Annotated in this window: 13 protein-coding genes; 9 read left to right on the top strand and 4 right to left on the bottom strand. The window is 40.8% G+C overall.

Annotation, left to right across the window (positions count from 1 at the left end):
• Positions 1–46: 46 nt before the first annotated feature.
• Complete coding sequence (locus tag O0V13_RS13200) at positions 47–940, top strand: flavin reductase family protein (RefSeq protein ID WP_268035439.1); 894 nt, start codon at positions 47–49, stop codon at positions 938–940.
• A 29-nt stretch (positions 941–969) separates the two neighbouring features.
• On the opposite strand, the gene sppA is transcribed toward O0V13_RS13200, so the two are convergent.
• Positions 970–2,736, bottom strand: a complete 1,767-nt coding sequence (sppA, locus tag O0V13_RS13195) for a signal peptide peptidase SppA (protein ID WP_268035438.1) — start codon at positions 2,734–2,736, stop codon at positions 970–972.
• A gap of 70 nt (positions 2,737–2,806) precedes the next feature.
• Here sppA and folK point away from each other — a divergent pair, with 70 nt between their 5' ends.
• On the top strand, positions 2,807–3,292 hold the full coding sequence (folK, locus tag O0V13_RS13190) for a 2-amino-4-hydroxy-6-hydroxymethyldihydropteridine diphosphokinase (RefSeq protein ID WP_268035437.1): 486 nt from the start codon (positions 2,807–2,809) through the stop codon (positions 3,290–3,292).
• Between the two features lie 34 nt (positions 3,293–3,326).
• Here folK and fabD read toward each other — a convergent pair whose 3' ends face one another.
• The 3 genes from fabD to O0V13_RS13175 all read right to left on the bottom strand — a co-directional run bounded on the left by fabD (position 3,327) and on the right by O0V13_RS13175 (position 7,513).
• Complete coding sequence (fabD, locus tag O0V13_RS13185; RefSeq protein ID WP_268035436.1) at positions 3,327–4,202, bottom strand: ACP S-malonyltransferase; 876 nt, start codon at positions 4,200–4,202, stop codon at positions 3,327–3,329.
• Between the two features lie 102 nt (positions 4,203–4,304).
• Entirely contained in the window at positions 4,305–4,739 is a 435-nt protein-coding gene (locus tag O0V13_RS13180) for a thiol-disulfide oxidoreductase DCC family protein (RefSeq protein ID WP_268035435.1), read from the bottom strand.
• Positions 4,736–7,513: a gliding motility-associated C-terminal domain-containing protein gene (locus O0V13_RS13175; RefSeq protein WP_268035434.1), complete on the bottom strand. Its 2,778-nt coding sequence runs from the start codon at positions 7,511–7,513 to the stop codon at positions 4,736–4,738. Before O0V13_RS13175 ends, O0V13_RS13180 begins: the two co-directional genes overlap by 4 nt.
• A gap of 320 nt (positions 7,514–7,833) precedes the next feature.
• On the opposite strand from O0V13_RS13175, the gene O0V13_RS13170 reads away from it, so the two are divergent.
• The 7 genes from O0V13_RS13170 (at position 7,834) to O0V13_RS13140 (ending at position 15,017) form a co-directional block, all read left to right on the top strand.
• The gene (locus O0V13_RS13170) at positions 7,834–8,514 is read left to right on the top strand and encodes a succinate dehydrogenase cytochrome b subunit (protein ID WP_268035433.1); all 681 of its coding nucleotides are present in this window, start codon (positions 7,834–7,836) and stop codon (positions 8,512–8,514) included.
• A gap of 12 nt (positions 8,515–8,526) precedes the next feature.
• On the top strand, positions 8,527–10,461 hold the full coding sequence (locus O0V13_RS13165; protein ID WP_073572345.1) for a fumarate reductase/succinate dehydrogenase flavoprotein subunit: 1,935 nt from the start codon (positions 8,527–8,529) through the stop codon (positions 10,459–10,461).
• Between the two features lie 23 nt (positions 10,462–10,484).
• Positions 10,485–11,234, top strand: coding sequence for a succinate dehydrogenase/fumarate reductase iron-sulfur subunit (locus tag O0V13_RS13160; RefSeq protein ID WP_268035432.1), 750 nt, complete (start codon positions 10,485–10,487; stop codon positions 11,232–11,234).
• A 187-nt stretch (positions 11,235–11,421) separates the two neighbouring features.
• Positions 11,422–12,858 carry a sodium:solute symporter family protein gene (locus tag O0V13_RS13155; RefSeq protein ID WP_268035431.1) on the top strand — a complete coding sequence of 479 codons (1,437 nt, stop codon included), beginning with the start codon at positions 11,422–11,424 and terminating at the stop codon, positions 12,856–12,858.
• A complete protein-coding gene (locus tag O0V13_RS13150) occupies positions 12,855–13,295 on the top strand; it encodes a GNAT family N-acetyltransferase (protein WP_268035430.1) in 441 nt (146 codons plus the stop codon). The genes O0V13_RS13155 and O0V13_RS13150 overlap by 4 nt, the downstream gene beginning before the upstream one ends.
• 1 nt (position 13,296) lies before the next feature.
• Positions 13,297–14,373 carry an alanine/ornithine racemase family PLP-dependent enzyme gene (locus O0V13_RS13145; RefSeq protein WP_268035429.1) on the top strand — a complete coding sequence of 359 codons (1,077 nt, stop codon included), beginning with the start codon at positions 13,297–13,299 and terminating at the stop codon, positions 14,371–14,373.
• A gap of 65 nt (positions 14,374–14,438) precedes the next feature.
• Positions 14,439–15,017, top strand: a complete 579-nt coding sequence (locus tag O0V13_RS13140) for a porin family protein (RefSeq protein WP_268035428.1) — start codon at positions 14,439–14,441, stop codon at positions 15,015–15,017.
• Positions 15,018–15,082 lie beyond the last annotated feature (65 nt).

The following is a 15,082-nucleotide window of genomic DNA, read 5'->3' as shown; positions in this document are numbered from 1 at the left end:
GGTTGAAAATGGAATTTGTATTAAAATTGAGTCATAAATTGAGAAAATGAAAACCTTTTATCCCAAAGATCTAGCAGTCCCTGATTTTCATGCTTTGCTCCAAGGAAGCATCGCGCCGAGACCCATTGCTTTTGTTTCCACAATTGATGGTGAGGGGAATGTTAATCTCAGCCCATTTAGTTTTTTCAACCTATTCAGTACCAATCCACCTATTTTGGTTTTTTCGCCTTCTAGAAGAGTTCGGGATAATACGACCAAGCATACTTTGGAAAATGTGTTGGAAGTCCCTGAAGTAGTAATTCATGTAGTTCATTATGGGATGGTGGAGCAAATGTCCTTGGCAAGCACGGAGTATCCAAAAGGAGTAAATGAGTTTGAAAAGGCAGGCTTTACAGCAATAGCGTCTTCGGAAGTGAAGCCTCCCAGAGTGAAAGAGGCAAAAGTAGCCTTTGAATGTAAAGTCAATGAAGTGAAATCTCTTGGTGAAACTGGAGGGGCTGGTAATTTGGTAATTTGTGAAGTTTTGGTAGCGCATGTGGATGAACATGTGTTGGATGAAAAAGGAGTAATCGACCCTTACAAAATAGACTTGGTTGCCAGAATGGGAGGGAATTGGTATTCTCGATCAAACGGTGATGCCTTATTTGAAATACCGAAACCTTTGAGAACACTGGGAATCGGGATAGATCAAATTCCGGAGGAAATCAGGAATAGTACTGTGCTCACAGGGAATAACCTCGGGAGATTAGGAAATGTGGAGAGTCTGCCGACTATTGAAGAGGTAAAAGCTTTTGGATTGGAAAGAGAGATTCAGGAGATGAAAATTCGTTTTCAAAATGATCAGGCTAGCTGGTTGGATCATTTACATCAGTTTGCCAAAGAAGCCCTTGAAGAAGGAGAGGTAGAAAAAGCCTGGAAAATTTTGCTACAAGAGAAATAAAAAAAAGCCTCATTTTGAGGCTTTTTCAATTACTTAATATTGATATCCATAGGAAGTCTAACCTGAATTCCCTGGTATTTTTTGACTTGTTCGATTTGCTGATACAATTCATATTGATCGCCAAGTTTGGCTTTGATCAGTTTCAACTGAACATTGTTTTCAAAGTCTGACATGAATTCTTCAAACCAAGGTTTGATAGTAGGGTAGTAAATCACTCTATAATCATCACCCGCATCGATTTTTTCGACTGCAATCTCTATGGCCCGATCCAGTCCACCCAACTCATCTACCAGACCTCTTTCTATGGCTTGATTGCCTGTCCAAACTCTCCCCGAAGCTACTTCTTTCACCGCTTCCGGGCTCATGTTTCTGCCTTCAGCCACACGACTGATGAATGTTTCATAGCCTTCTTCGATGGAATTTTGAATAATGCCTCTTTCAACTTCTTCCAATTGTCTGGTTGGATTCATGAAATCAGAAAACTCGCCGGTAGAAACTACATCAGTGGTGATTCCCAATTTTTCATTCAACAATTGCTGGACATTGAACCACATACCGAATATACCGATGGAACCGGTGATGGTATTGGGTTGTGCTACGATAGTGCCGGCAGGGCTAGAGATGTAATAACCGCCAGAAGCTGCTACTTCGCCCATAGAAACGACAACAGGCTTCGTTTCTTGAGCTTTTTTCATCTCCCTCCAAATAACTTCTGATGCCAAAATAGATCCTCCTGGGGAATTGACACGAAGAACTATTGCCTTGATATCATCGTCTTTTCTGGCTTTTCTGATTTCTTTTGCAAATTTTTCGGAACTGATCACTCCATCTGCATTTCCATCTACGATTTCACCCTCGGCAAGGATCACCGCAATTCGATTCCTAGATGTAATATTTTTGGAACTAGCCAACGAACCTAAGTCCGTCGCATTGATTGTATGAATGTCTGCGTCCTCTTCGATGCCTAGTTTTTCTCTTAATATCGCATGAACTTCATCCTCGTATTTAAGTGAGTTTGCCAAATGATAAGTAACTGCATCTGCAGGTCTTCTGACTAGCATTTGGTCATTGATCAAAGTGATGCTATCCAAAGAAATTCCTCTAGATTCTGCAACGCTTTTCAACATTTCGTTGTTGATGTCATCCAAGAAAAATTGAGTCTGAAGGCGATTTGCATCGCTCATTTTGTCCAAGATAAATGGCTCAACAGCGCTTTTGAATTCACCTACTCGGAAGATTTCTGGTTTTACTCCGATTTTTTCAAAAAGACCTTTGAAGAACACAGCGTCAGAGGATAATCCATTAAAGTCAATGCCTCCCAAAGGATTTAAATAAATCTCATCAGCGACAGAGGCTAAATAGTATCCTCCCTCGGTATAGGCCTCATCATAAGCTAGAATGAATTTGCCTGACTCTTTGAAATCTTCTAGTTCTTCTCTTAATTCCAATAAATTAGCTTGCCCAGCCATGATCAAGCCGGTATTTAAGTAGATCCCTTGGATTTTGTCATTGGATTTAGCTTCACGGATTGCTTTTTTCAGATTCACCAAGCCTGCATTGAATTCTTGACCAAATGGATTGCCGAAACCTCCAAAAGAATAATCATCTTCTCGAGTTCTCTCAACCAAAGTTCTTCCATTGAGATTCAGGTGGAGGATTGAGTTGTCATTGAGACTCACTTCTTTTTCTCCAGATGCTGCGATGATGCCAACTAATCCAAAGAATAAGAAAAAGGATAGAATGCTAAAGACAAATAATCCGACTATAACTGCTAGGACGTTTCCTAAGAATTTCATGTTGTATGCTTTAAGACTGGCTAAAATAGGCTAAATTGACGAACGATTAAAAATTAATTTTTCAAGTGAAATGCTAAAAGAAGCAGTTTTGATATTGGGAGGGAACCAAGGAGATACCACCAAACTTTTAGAGTCTGCAAAAAAAATGATCCAAACTGAGGATAGGATTGTCAAAGAATCCAGTATCTATCAAACAGAAGCATGGGGAAATGCCGCAGACCAAGATTTTTTGAATCAGGTAATAGTTGTTGAAACCAATAAAGATCCCATGAAGTTTTTGGCAAGCCTTCAAAAAGTGGAAATTGAATTAGGGCGAGTTAGAGAAACAATCTGGGGAAACAGGACTATGGATATTGATATCCTTTTTTGGGGCAGCGATGTCATTGAGCTGCCTGATTTAAAAGTGCCTCATTTATTTATGGCAGTCCGAAGATTTGTATTGGTTCCATTGGTAGAAATCATGCCTGATTTTGTCCATCCAGAACTAAATAAGACTTGCGGGGAGTTGCTGGAAATGTGTAGGGATCACTCCGAGGTAAAATTATTCAAACAATAAAAAACCCGCTCGAGGCGGGCTATTGAAATATGAATTAAAGTCCGGAGACTTCAGCTTCGCTATGAATCTTTTTGACTAGTCCCTGAAGAACTTTTCCAGGTCCACATTCTACAAATTCTGTAGCGCCATCTTTGACCATATTCTGTACTGACTGAGTCCATTTAACTGGAGCTGTCAATTGTGCAATCAGGTTTGATTTGATTTGATCCACATCGGAAACAGCAGTAGTGCTTACATTTTGGTAAACTGGGCAGCTTGGAGTGTTGAAAGTGGTGCTTTCGATCGCTTTTTGAAGTTTCTCTCTGGCAGGCTCCATCAAAGGAGAATGGAAAGCGCCTCCAACAGGGAGAGGAAGGGCTCTTTTTGCTCCAGCTTCTTTCATTTTCTCACAGGCTATCTCAATTCCTTTATTAGAACCGGAGATTACCAATTGACCTGGGCAGTTATAATTAGCTGGTACCACGATTTCATCTGTGATACTAGCGCAAATTTCTTCAACTTTTTCATCTGGTAAACCCAAGATCGCAGCCATGGTAGAAGGATTGATTTCACAAGCCTCCTGCATAGCCATCGCTCTTTGGTAAACCAATTTTAATCCATCTTCAAATGCTAACGTGCCGTTTGCCACAAGAGCAGAAAACTCTCCAAGAGAGTGTCCAGCAACCATGTCAGGATTGAAATTTGGGGTTGTTTTTGCCAATACTACCGAATGTAAAAAGATGGCAGGTTGAGTTACTTTGGTCTGTTTCAGCTCTTCAGCAGTTCCATCAAACATGATGTCTGTGATTCGAAATCCTAGAACTTCATTGGCCTTTTCGAACAATGCTTTTGCTTCTGGATTTTCTTCGTAAAGAGCTTTTCCCATACCGGGAAACTGGGCCCCTTGGCCCGGGAAAACAAATGCCTTCATGAGTAATTGTTTGGTTGAGCGGCAAATATACAGCTTTTCTATTTTGCCTTATCCATCTAACTATTGAAGCGATATTAACCTCAGGGAAAAATGGATAGGTCGTTAGGCAAATTCCTTGATAGGTGAATTGGAAGCGGATAAAAATTTAGCTTTTTCTTCAGGGCTTGGGAGCCTGCAAGTGTTCTGCTTTCCAAACCACTTATATCTGTTCTTTCCAATCCAATCATAGACCACATCCCTCAAACCTTGGGGAAGAATTATTAAAGGATAAAGTGCTGGCCAAAGTCCTGAAAGGTGCCTAGCAATTTTAAGTGCCGCAGTGCTTTTGTAAAAGATTTTTCCATTTTCAAAAAGGACTATGGAGTCTAGATAGTCCTGTTTAACATCGAATTGGGAAAGGATTTCTTTACTAGTTTCATCTTGAAGAGCTCCAACCAAGAATCTATCGTTTTTGTCCCTTTTGATCATAAAATCAACAGAGGAGTTGCAGAGGTTACATACTCCGTCAAAAAAAACGATGGATTTTGGCTGACTCATCTTAGAATCTGGATAGTTCCTTTCAAGGTCTGCTCCTGCTGTCCAGGATCCAGTACATCAAAGTAAACTTTTCCTGAATAGAAATAAGTTCCGGCAGGAAGGTCATTTCCATTTTTGTCTCTACCATCCCAGTTGATGTAGATGTCGTTTTCAGTTGCCTCAAGACTGTTGTAGTTGAAAACTTCCACTCCCCAACGGTTTACAATTAGGATTTCTACTCCTGTGACAAATCGTGGACATTTTGCAAATGGATTGTCGAAAGAAGAGAAGGTGTCATTCACCCCATCACCATTAGGTGTAAAGGCATTTGGCAATTCGTAATTAGGACAATTCTCCACACAAACGATATTGCTTGGCTCACTTTCATTCCCAGAACGATCAATGGCAGTAATGTAATAACAGCCTCTGTAGGTCGTCAATTCCGAAATTCGAGTAGAAAGCTCTAAAGAAGAAAGCTCTGCAATCAATTCGAATGTACTTTCCTCACCATCATTGGTGTAGTATAACTTATAGCCGGAAAGTTCGTCATCGCATTCTCCTGAGAAATCAGGAGTCCAGCTCAAGTCATGATAATAGGTGTTGATATTGCAGGATTGTTCAGCAGTGTAAACCGAACACTCTGGTCCGTCAAATGTCAAAACAGGTGGACATGGTAACCTATTGTCATCAGGCTTGGCACAAGTTATCTGAGATTTGTTTTCCAATGGATAAACCAGGCCATCTACATTATAGGCACCTTTGGTGATCACGTAGTAGCAATATTCTGTTTCTTTTCCTAGAGGTACATTATTGAAGCTCCCATCATCCAAGAATGTGAAACCAGCTGAAGTGACATCAACCTCTGCTATCAACTCAAAGGTGTCAGCATCTTCCGCATTTGCATCTGTTCGATTTCTGTAAACTTCATGCTTAAACTCACTAATGGAATTGTTCCAAGGCACAGTGAACTCCCAATTCAATTCAATAGCTTCATTGATAATCGTTGGCTCTAGCCAAACCGAGGAAGCCGAAGAAGAAGTGTCAATTCTGGTTCCTTGATCCAATAGTACAACTCTGTAATTATAAACTTCATTCTGGGTGTTCAATCCAGTATCCGTATACAAGGTGTCGGAAGTAACTCCCAATGATACTCTGCCTTGATTTCCAGTGAATCCGTTACTTCTTAACAGTTCATAGCTGTAAGGTCCAGGATATTGGGTTTTATCAATGTCATATGGAGGTGTCCATTTGATAAAGATTTCTCCATCTGTTGGGTCTGTTTCTTCTACACTGACATTGGTTATGATTGGGACATCCACGTCGATTGTGATGCATATTTCTTCTGAAACAATACTCTCACCCAATCGAGGAGCAGGATAGGCCGCAACTAATCTATAACAATACGTATTCCCTGGAGCCAAGCCTTCTCCACCATTCAAATCTGTGAATGAGAACGTCTCCATATTGGTGGTTCCTACCAGTTCATATCCTGGACGGATTCCAGTTTCACAGCTATCTGGTTCGTAAGGATCAGAATTGATCCTTCTCCAGATTTGCATTTCTTCCGCTGAATTGGCGCATGCATACGGATCCCAGTTCAATTCAACTGTTCTTCCAGATTGTTGCTCAATATCGGACCACACTGGCGGAGGGCCAACTACTTTTATTCTCCAAGTTTTGATGTCTACCAATGCAGGCCCTGATCTAGGTTGATCTGTGATTCTAACCCTTATGTCATACTCTCTAGCTCTGACATGTCCACATACAGTTTGCCAAGAGAAATTGACAATACCTGGTGTAGGTTGGAATGTAGCTTCTGGGTCATAGCTACCTGGAGAAGTGGTTATTTCAATTGGCTCGCCGAAGATTTCAATCTTAATAGGGTCTCCATCAGGGTCTTCTCCCTGAATAATTTCTTCTATCATAGTTCCTGCTTCCACACAGATGTCAGGAGGTAAGATCAATTCAGGTCTTCGGTTGTTAGAGTTTTCAATAATGATCTGCATATCGCGGACCACATACCCTATTTGAATCCATTCACCATTGATTTTTCGCCATTCTATAATTTTGAATGCCACATTGAACTGACCCGCAGTTCCAGGAGCATCCCAAATCAAATCCCCATAAATTGGATCTAATTCCAAAAATGCGGGAGTAGCGCCACTTTGCTGATTGAAGCTGAATTCAGCAGAAGCAGGGCTTCTATAGTTATTAACAGGTCTCTGAAAGTTCTGAAGAGGGATGGTCATTTCATAAGAAAGACTGTCTCCATCAGGGTCGTAAGCTCCCGGGTTATGGATATAAGTAGAGTTTACAGCTCCATTATCTACCGGTGGGATAGTCAAAACTGGAGAATTATTAACACCAATAAAAGGATCGATAGTGATCTGAGTCTCTACATAAAATGGTGTATCGACCGAATTGTCCATGTTCAGGGTCAAATCATTTCTATTGAATTCCTGAAAACGAATGGTATATGTACCGGGCCCCTGAAAAGTATGAGTGATTACAAAGGTGTTTTTCTCAATTTGATTTCCTAAGCTCTCCACTAGAGCAAAATCATTTTCGGTATTTAATTGAACCTCGCGCCCATCCCCAAAGTTGATGATCCCAGGTCCAAATACAACATTGGAACGGGTGTCGGTATATCCTACTACCGTTATTTTGTATTCTAAAGTTTGAACATTGACGCGCTCTGCGATGATTTCACCTGCTCGAATGTGGGTAGCCCAAGCGTAGGAAAGCCCAAGTATGAGGTATGTAAAAAAAAGTCCTAGCGAAAGTTTGAGCTTCATATTGTTCCCTATTGGTTCATTTATGATTGAAACACTTGATTAGACGAAATGTTGGCCCCAAGTGTTAACAGGTCTTGATGATTTTTCTTTACGAAATAAATGGAAGTACGTAGAAAATCACCGCAAAATCAAACAATAAAATTAATCTAATTGTTGGAAAGTGAAATCAAGCGTAAAAATGCTGGAGGAAGAAGTGGTTTTATTTAGAACCTTTTAAAATAAGAAAGGACCTGAAGAATGGATTGTTTGCTAGCTCTTCCAAATGTAAATTTGGCAGCAATATAATAAGACATTCGTTTTAAAATTAATCCTAAAATCGTATGAGTTGGGTTACAAAAACCTTAAGTAGCACTCTGGGAAGGAAGCTGATCATGGCATTGACTGGCTTATTCCTGATCCTGTTTTTGACAGGTCACGTATCGGGCAACTTGTTGCTTTTCAAGGGAGATGGAGGAGAGGCATTTAATATTTATGCCAAATTTATGACCACCAATCCTGCAGTAAAGATCTTGTCCTATTTGACCTATATTTCTGTGATTGGCCACGTGATTTATGCCATTATTTTGGGTAGAAAGAACAAAGCGGCTCGTCCAATTGGATATGAAGAGTCTAAATCTTCTACTAATTCTACCACTGCTTCCAGAAATATGGGAGTTTTGGGTACAATTATTTTGATCTTTTTGGTTGTTCACATGCAGAGCTTTTGGTATCAAATGCACTGGGGAGATCTACCATTAGTTGAATATGATGGCGAGACTTACAAGGACCTTTTCTCAATAGTGACTTTTGCATTCCAAAATGAATTAATGGTAGCTGGTTATGTAATCGCCATGGGCTTTTTGGCTTTCCACCTTTCTCATGGATTTGCAAGTGCATTTCAGACTTTGGGATTAAATCATAAAAAATACACCCCGGCAATTCAGGCCGTTGGGAAGTTTTATGCCGTTATAGTGCCGATTCTATTCGCACTAATGCCGCTTTATATTTATTTCACTAGCTAATCGATTTCCCGTATGATACTAGATTCTAAGATTCCTGCTGGTCCATTAGCCGAAAAGTGGACTAAGCATAAGTTTACAAGCAAGCTGGTCAACCCAGCGAACAAAAGAAAATACGAAGTCATCGTAGTGGGTACAGGTTTGGCAGGTGCTTCTGCAGCCGCTTCTTTGGCAGAGTTGGGCTATAATGTAAAGGCATTCTGCTTTCAGGATAGCCCACGTAGAGCTCACTCCATCGCTGCTCAGGGTGGTATCAATGCTGCCAAAAACTATCAGAATGATGGTGACTCAGTTTATAGACTTTTCTACGATACTATCAAAGGTGGTGACTACAGAGCTCGTGAGGCAAATGTATATCGTCTAGCTGAGGTATCTGTAAATATCATTGACCAATGTGTGGCACAAGGCGTTCCTTTTGCCCGTGAATATGGTGGATTGCTAGCCAACCGTTCTTTCGGTGGAGCTCAGGTTTCCAGGACCTTCTATGCAAGGGGCCAAACTGGACAGCAGTTGCTTTTAGGTGCTTATTCAGCATTGAGCCGCCAGGTAGCTAATGGAAAAGTGAAGCTTTATCCTCGTACCGAAATGATGGATGTGGTGACAGTGGATGGACATGCTCAAGGCATTGTGACCAGAAACTTGATCACTGGAGCTATCGAAACTCATGCAGCCCATGCGGTTCTTTTGTGTACTGGTGGATATGGTAACGTATTCTTCCTTTCTACCAATGCGATGGGATCTAATGTGACAGCAGCTTGGAGAGCACATAAAAAAGGAGCTCACTTTGCTAACCCTTGCTATACGCAGATTCACCCTACTTGTATTCCTGTTTCAGGTGATCATCAGTCCAAGTTGACTTTGATGTCAGAATCATTGAGAAATGACGGTAGAGTTTGGGTTCCTAAGACTGTGGCCATGGCTGAGAAGCTTAGAAAAGGCGAAATCAGGCCTAGAGATATTCAGGAAGAAGACAGAGATTACTATTTGGAAAGAAAGTATCCTTCCTTCGGTAACTTGGTACCTCGAGATGTGGCTTCCAGAAACGCAAAATATGTTTGTGATGAAGGGCGTGGTGTAAATGAAACTGGCGAGGCTGTATTCTTGGATTTTAGAGATGCTATCAATAGAGATAGTGAAGCTACTATCCGAGCAAGATATGGTAACTTGTTTGATATGTATCAGCAGATTACCGGTGAGAACCCTTACCAAACCCCTATGAAAATTTATCCTGCGGTTCACTATACCATGGGTGGACTTTGGGTTGATTATAACTTGATGACTTCCGTTCCTGGACTTTATGCATTGGGAGAGGCAAACTTCTCAGATCATGGAGCAAACAGATTGGGAGCTTCTGCTTTGATGCAAGGCTTGGCTGACGGTTATTTCGTGATTCCTTACACATTGGGGGATTATTTGGCAGGCTTGGGTACCAAGCCAGTTGATACCAATCACCCAGAGTTTGAAAAAGCTGTGAAAGGAGTTAAAGATAAGATCAGCAAATTGTTGGGTATCAAAGGAACCAAGTCAGTAGATTATTTCCACAAGAAGCTTGGAAAGATCATGTGGAATGACTGCGGTATGGCTAGAACTGCTGAAGGCTTGACTCGAGCTAAGGCTGAAATCAAGGCTTTAAGAGCTGAGTTCTGGAAAGATGTAAAAGTCTTAGGTGAAAATGAAGAACTCAACCAGTCATTGGAAAAAGCTCATAGAGTAGCGGACTTCCTTGAATTGGGAGAGTTGATGGTAGATGATGCCTTGAACAGAAATGAATCTTGTGGAGGTCACTTCAGAGAGGAGTATCAGACTCCAGAAGGAGAGGCATTGAGAGATGATGAAAACTTCGCCTATGTAGCGGCTTGGAAATACCAGGGAGATGAGCAAGAAGAACTTCTTGAGAAAGAACCTTTGGTATTCGAAAATGTGAAATTAACCCAGCGTTCGTACAAATAATCAAGACAAAAATTCATAGTACTATGAAATTGACATTAAAAGTTTGGAGACAGAAAAACAACGCTGATAAAGGTGGGTTTGTCTCTTATCCAATAGATGGGATTTCCACAGACATGTCCTTTTTGGAAATGTTGGATGTCCTAAACGAGGAATTGACAGAAAAAGGAGAGGATCCAGTTCACTTTGATCACGACTGTAGAGAAGGGATCTGTGGCATGTGTTCTTTATATATTAATGGAAAGCCTCATGGCCCTCAGCAGACGACTACTTGTCAGCTGCACATGAGATCTTTCAGTGATGGTGATACTATTACTATCGAGCCTTGGAGAGCTGCAGCTTTCCCAGTAGTGAAGGATTTGGTTGTTGACCGTTCTGCATTTGATAGAATCATCCAGTCTGGAGGTTATGTCTCTGTGAATACAGGTGGTGTTCCTGACGCTAACGAGATTCCTATTCCAAAAACTATCGCAGACGAAGCTTTCGATGCAGCTACTTGTATCGGCTGTGGAGCTTGCGTAGCAGCATGTAAAAATGCTTCTGCAATGCTCTTTACATCTGCCAAAATTTCCCAGTTGGCGATGTTGCCACAGGGTAAAGTGGAAAGAAAAGCGAGAGCGGAAAAGATGATTGCTCAGATGGATGCAGAAGGATTTGGAGCTTGTACTAATACAGGTGCTTGTTCTGCCGAATGTCCTAAGGGTATCTCCTTGACTAATATTGCCAGAATGAATCGAGAGTACTTCTCTGCTGTGATGAGTAGCGAGAATGTTTAAGTTTAAGATTGATTAGATAGAAAGCCGGAGTGATCCGGCTTTTTTCTTTTTTGGACTATTCTAAATGAAAATTGCACTGAAATAATGAATTTCAGATAAAAACCCAATAAAATTTCAAAATTAAGCCTATTTGCTTACCTTTGAAAAATTATATTTTAAAATAATTTGATACAAATCCAAGAACATAATGCATTTTATAGATCTTCTGATCTTCCTGATTTACATGCTGGCTATGCTGGGCGTGGGATATTTTTTCATGAAAAAGAATACAGGACACGAGGATTATTATGTTGGAGGAAGAAGTATAGGTAGTATTCACATAGGGCTATCAGTAGTAGCTACAGATGTGGGTGGAGGATTCTCAATCGGATTGGGTGGATTGGGATTTGCAATGGGTCTTTCTGGGTCCTGGATGCTGTTCACCGGATTGTTGGGAGCTTGGATAGCCGCAGTAATTTTAATTCCCCGGGTCAAATCAGATCCCGCCTTTGCCAACTTTTTCACTTTCCCTCAAATCGTAGGTTACCTCTACAATTCTACCACAGCACGTGTTGCAGCCATTATTTGTTTTTTGGGCTATTTGGGATTTACCTCTTCTCAGCTTCTTGCAGGAGCAAAATTAGCCTCTGGGACTTTTGAAGCATTGGACTTACAAACTGCTTTACTGATCATGGGTGCCATAGCTGTAGTATATACAGTGATGGGAGGCTTGAAAGCCGTGATTTATACCGATACTATTCAATGGATTATTCTGATGCTGGGATTGATGTTTATCGGAATACCGATGTCCTATAATTATGTAGGCGGATGGGAAGGAATCCAATCTACCCTTCCCCAAGAATTCTTTTCATTTTCAAACCTAAGCTGGCAGGATGTGTTCAATTGGGGGATTACCATCATTCCAATCTGGTTTGTGGGCATGACCTTATATCAGCGGATTTTTGCTGCAAGGGATGTGAAAACTGCGAAAAAAGCATGGTTTATTGCCGGCTTGTTCGAGTGGCCAATCATGGCAATGATGGGAGTTTCACTTGGACTCTTGTCCAGAGTTGCGGTGGAGCAAGGTGCTTTGGAAGGATTCACCGCAAGCATGGACCCTGAAATGGGCTTGCCGGTTTTACTGAGTCAGATTCTTCCTGCCGGGATTTTGGGATTGATGATGTCGGCATACTTTTCGGCCGTTTTGTCTACAGCAGATTCATGCTTGATGGCAGCTTCAGGTAATCTGACTACAGACCTTTTGGGAAAGCTTTTCAAAGGAAAACCCCATGGTCAGGAAATTAAAATCTCTCAGGTTATCACACTTGTAATTGGAATTTTGGCAATTCTGATTGCTTGGCAAATGACAGAGGTATTAAGCTTAATGCTGTATTCTTATGCCTTTATGGTCTCAGGTTTGCTGGTTCCGGTAGTGGCAGGCTTGTTTTTTGGAAAGAATAATTCCAAGGCTGCAGTGAGCTCAATGATAGTCGGGGGAACTCTCACGGCTTCTTTGACCTTTTTAAAGGTAAACCTTCCATTTGGTTTGGATGCAAACCTCTTTGGACTGACAGCCTCTTTGTTAACTTATATAATCGTATATCAATTAGATAAAAAACTCACCCCTAGTAATAAGAGAATATGATAAAATTAGAATCACTTTCAGCCATAGACAATGCCACATTCCTTCAAAAGAATGAGATCGCCGATTTCCTTTTTGAGCATTTAGGGAAATATGGAGACCCCAAAGATGATATCATGAAGTGCCTAGACTATGCTTTGGATCAAGGTCTTCAAGCGGGTGGTTTTGTGGTTTTGGCTCGAGAAAATGGAAAAATTGTCGGCGCATTAGTCATGAATAAAACCGGTATGTCTGGGTATATCCCTGAGAACATTCTGGTCTACATCGCTGTAGATGCTTCCCAAAGAGGAAAAGGTATTGGTGGAAAAATCATGGATTTGGCCATTAAAATGGCGAATGGTGCAGTGGCACTTCACGTAGAACCAGACAATCCTGCTAAGAAATTGTATGAACGATTGGGGTTCACCAACAAATATCTCGAAATGAGATTGACCAAATAAGATGGCACACCTGACCTTAAATAAAACCAAACTCAAGGATAATTTCGAATTCCTCAAAAAGACCTTCAAAGATTCGGGGGTCGCTTGGGGAGTGGTATCGAAACTACTTTGTGGTAATAGACTTTTTCTTCAAGAATTGATCAATTTGGGAGTGGATGAAATCCATGATAGCCGAATCAGTAATTTGGCTATGGTGAAAAAATTGAATCCAGAGGTTCAAACTGTTTATATCAAACCCGTTTCAAAGAGAAATGTGGGCAAAATGATAGAGTTTGCCGATGTGAGCTTGAATAGTGAATTGGAGACCATTCATTGGATTAGTGAGGAAGCAGTCCTTCAAAATAAAAAGCATAAAATCATTATCATGGTAGAAACCGGTGACCTTCGTGAAGGGGTCATGGGTGAGCATTTGCTTGATTTTTATTCTGATGTTTTCAAGCTTCCCAATATTGAAATCATTGGGTTGGGGACTAATTTGAATTGTTTGAACGGTGTTATGCCGTCCACTGACAAATTGATTCAGCTTTCTTTATATAAGCAGATTATCGAACTGAAGTTCAATAAAAAGATTCCATGGGTCTCAGCTGGAACGTCTGTGACCATTCCTTTGATGTTGACTCATCAATTACCCAAAGGGATTAACCATTTTAGAGTGGGAGAGACTTTGTTTTTTGGAGTGGATCTTTTCGAAGAAAAAGTGATCGATGGAATGCATGGGGATGTTTTTGAGCTCCATACTGAGATCATTGAGATGCAAGAGAAGCCTTTGCTTCCTGTCGGAAATTTGGCGGCAAATCCGCAAGGTGAAGTTGCTGAAATAGATGAAAGCCTTTATGGACAAACTTCTTACCGAGCTATTGTAGATGTGGGACTCTTGGATGTAGATCCTAAATATATAACGCCGACAGATGAAACGATTGAGGTCTTAGGAGCCAGCTCTGATATGTTGATTATGAATTTGGGAAAAAACCCAAATGATTACAAAGTGGGGGATGTGTTGACTTTTGACCTCAAATATATGGGTGCTCTTTCCCTATTGAACTCCAATTACATCGACAAAACAGTCATTTCTTCCTAAAAACTGCGATTTCTGTCACTGGCATTGGTTTTGGCCTATAGAGGTCGGACCAATATTATTTACAGATGAAAAGAATTGTTTTGTCTTTATCTATGCTGCTTTTGGTGACATTTGCAGTCAACGCGCAATCAAGTTTAGGTATCCGTGGAGGGGGAAGTTTCTTCAACTTCGGTGGAGAAGACGCTCGCGAAAATGATTATACCAACCGAGCAGGTTTTCATGCGGGGTTTTATGCCAGTTTCAATGGAAGCGGTGCTATCGCTGTGGAGCCTGGTGTTTACTATTCAGTGAAAGGTACTCAAGCGGATAATGCGATTAATTCAAGAGCTATTTTGAATTATGTGGATGTGCCTCTATTATTTAGATTGAAAGCTGGCGATGGGTTCAATGTTTTTGCAGGCCCTCAATTATCTTTCTTGGCTAATTCCAAATTTGAAGGTGATCTGGGAGATTCCACTTTCTCATTTGAAACCGAAAATGTAAGAAATACGGATGCTGGAATAGTAGTGGGACTTGGATACAATTTGCCTCATGGTCTTAATATTCAAGGATCTTACGATTATGGGATGACTACTGTTTTCAAAGATTCCGACGCTGATGTTTACAACCGAGGATTTAAGCTTTCTTTAGGTTATACTTTCTAATAGTTTTGAAAAAAAGAAAAATAAAAAGGGCGTCCAATGGATCGCCCTTTTTGTATGAATTAAGA

Source organism: Algoriphagus sp. PAP.12 (genome assembly GCF_026652115.1).
Classification (GTDB): domain Bacteria; phylum Bacteroidota; class Bacteroidia; order Cytophagales; family Cyclobacteriaceae; genus Algoriphagus.
The sequence above is the reverse complement of the archived record's forward strand: the minus strand, read 5'-3'. Positions and strand labels throughout refer to the sequence as shown.

Bases quoted from the DNA above. Each gene is read 5' to 3' on its own strand.
- fabD (WP_268035436.1), bottom strand. From the start codon at position 4,202: ATGAAGGCATTTGTTTTCCCGGGCCAAGGGGCCCAGTTTCCCGGTATG.
- O0V13_RS13155 (WP_268035431.1), top strand. From the start codon at position 11,422: ATGCATTTTATAGATCTTCTGATCTTCCTGATTTACATGCTGGCTATG.
- O0V13_RS13140 (WP_268035428.1), top strand. From the start codon at position 14,439: ATGAAAAGAATTGTTTTGTCTTTATCTATGCTGCTTTTGGTGACATTT.
- O0V13_RS13160 (WP_268035432.1), top strand. From the start codon at position 10,485: ATGAAATTGACATTAAAAGTTTGGAGACAGAAAAACAACGCTGATAAA.
- O0V13_RS13170 (WP_268035433.1), top strand. From the start codon at position 7,834: ATGAGTTGGGTTACAAAAACCTTAAGTAGCACTCTGGGAAGGAAGCTG.
- O0V13_RS13200 (WP_268035439.1), top strand. From the start codon at position 47: ATGAAAACCTTTTATCCCAAAGATCTAGCAGTCCCTGATTTTCATGCT.
- folK (WP_268035437.1), top strand. From the start codon at position 2,807: ATGCTAAAAGAAGCAGTTTTGATATTGGGAGGGAACCAAGGAGATACC.
- O0V13_RS13180 (WP_268035435.1), bottom strand. From the start codon at position 4,739: ATGAGTCAGCCAAAATCCATCGTTTTTTTTGACGGAGTATGTAACCTC.
- O0V13_RS13165 (WP_073572345.1), top strand. From the start codon at position 8,527: ATGATACTAGATTCTAAGATTCCTGCTGGTCCATTAGCCGAAAAGTGG.
- sppA (WP_268035438.1), bottom strand. From the start codon at position 2,736: ATGAAATTCTTAGGAAACGTCCTAGCAGTTATAGTCGGATTATTTGTC.
- O0V13_RS13145 (WP_268035429.1), top strand. From the start codon at position 13,297: ATGGCACACCTGACCTTAAATAAAACCAAACTCAAGGATAATTTCGAA.
- O0V13_RS13175 (WP_268035434.1), bottom strand. From the start codon at position 7,513: ATGAAGCTCAAACTTTCGCTAGGACTTTTTTTTACATACCTCATACTT.
- O0V13_RS13150 (WP_268035430.1), top strand. From the start codon at position 12,855: ATGATAAAATTAGAATCACTTTCAGCCATAGACAATGCCACATTCCTT.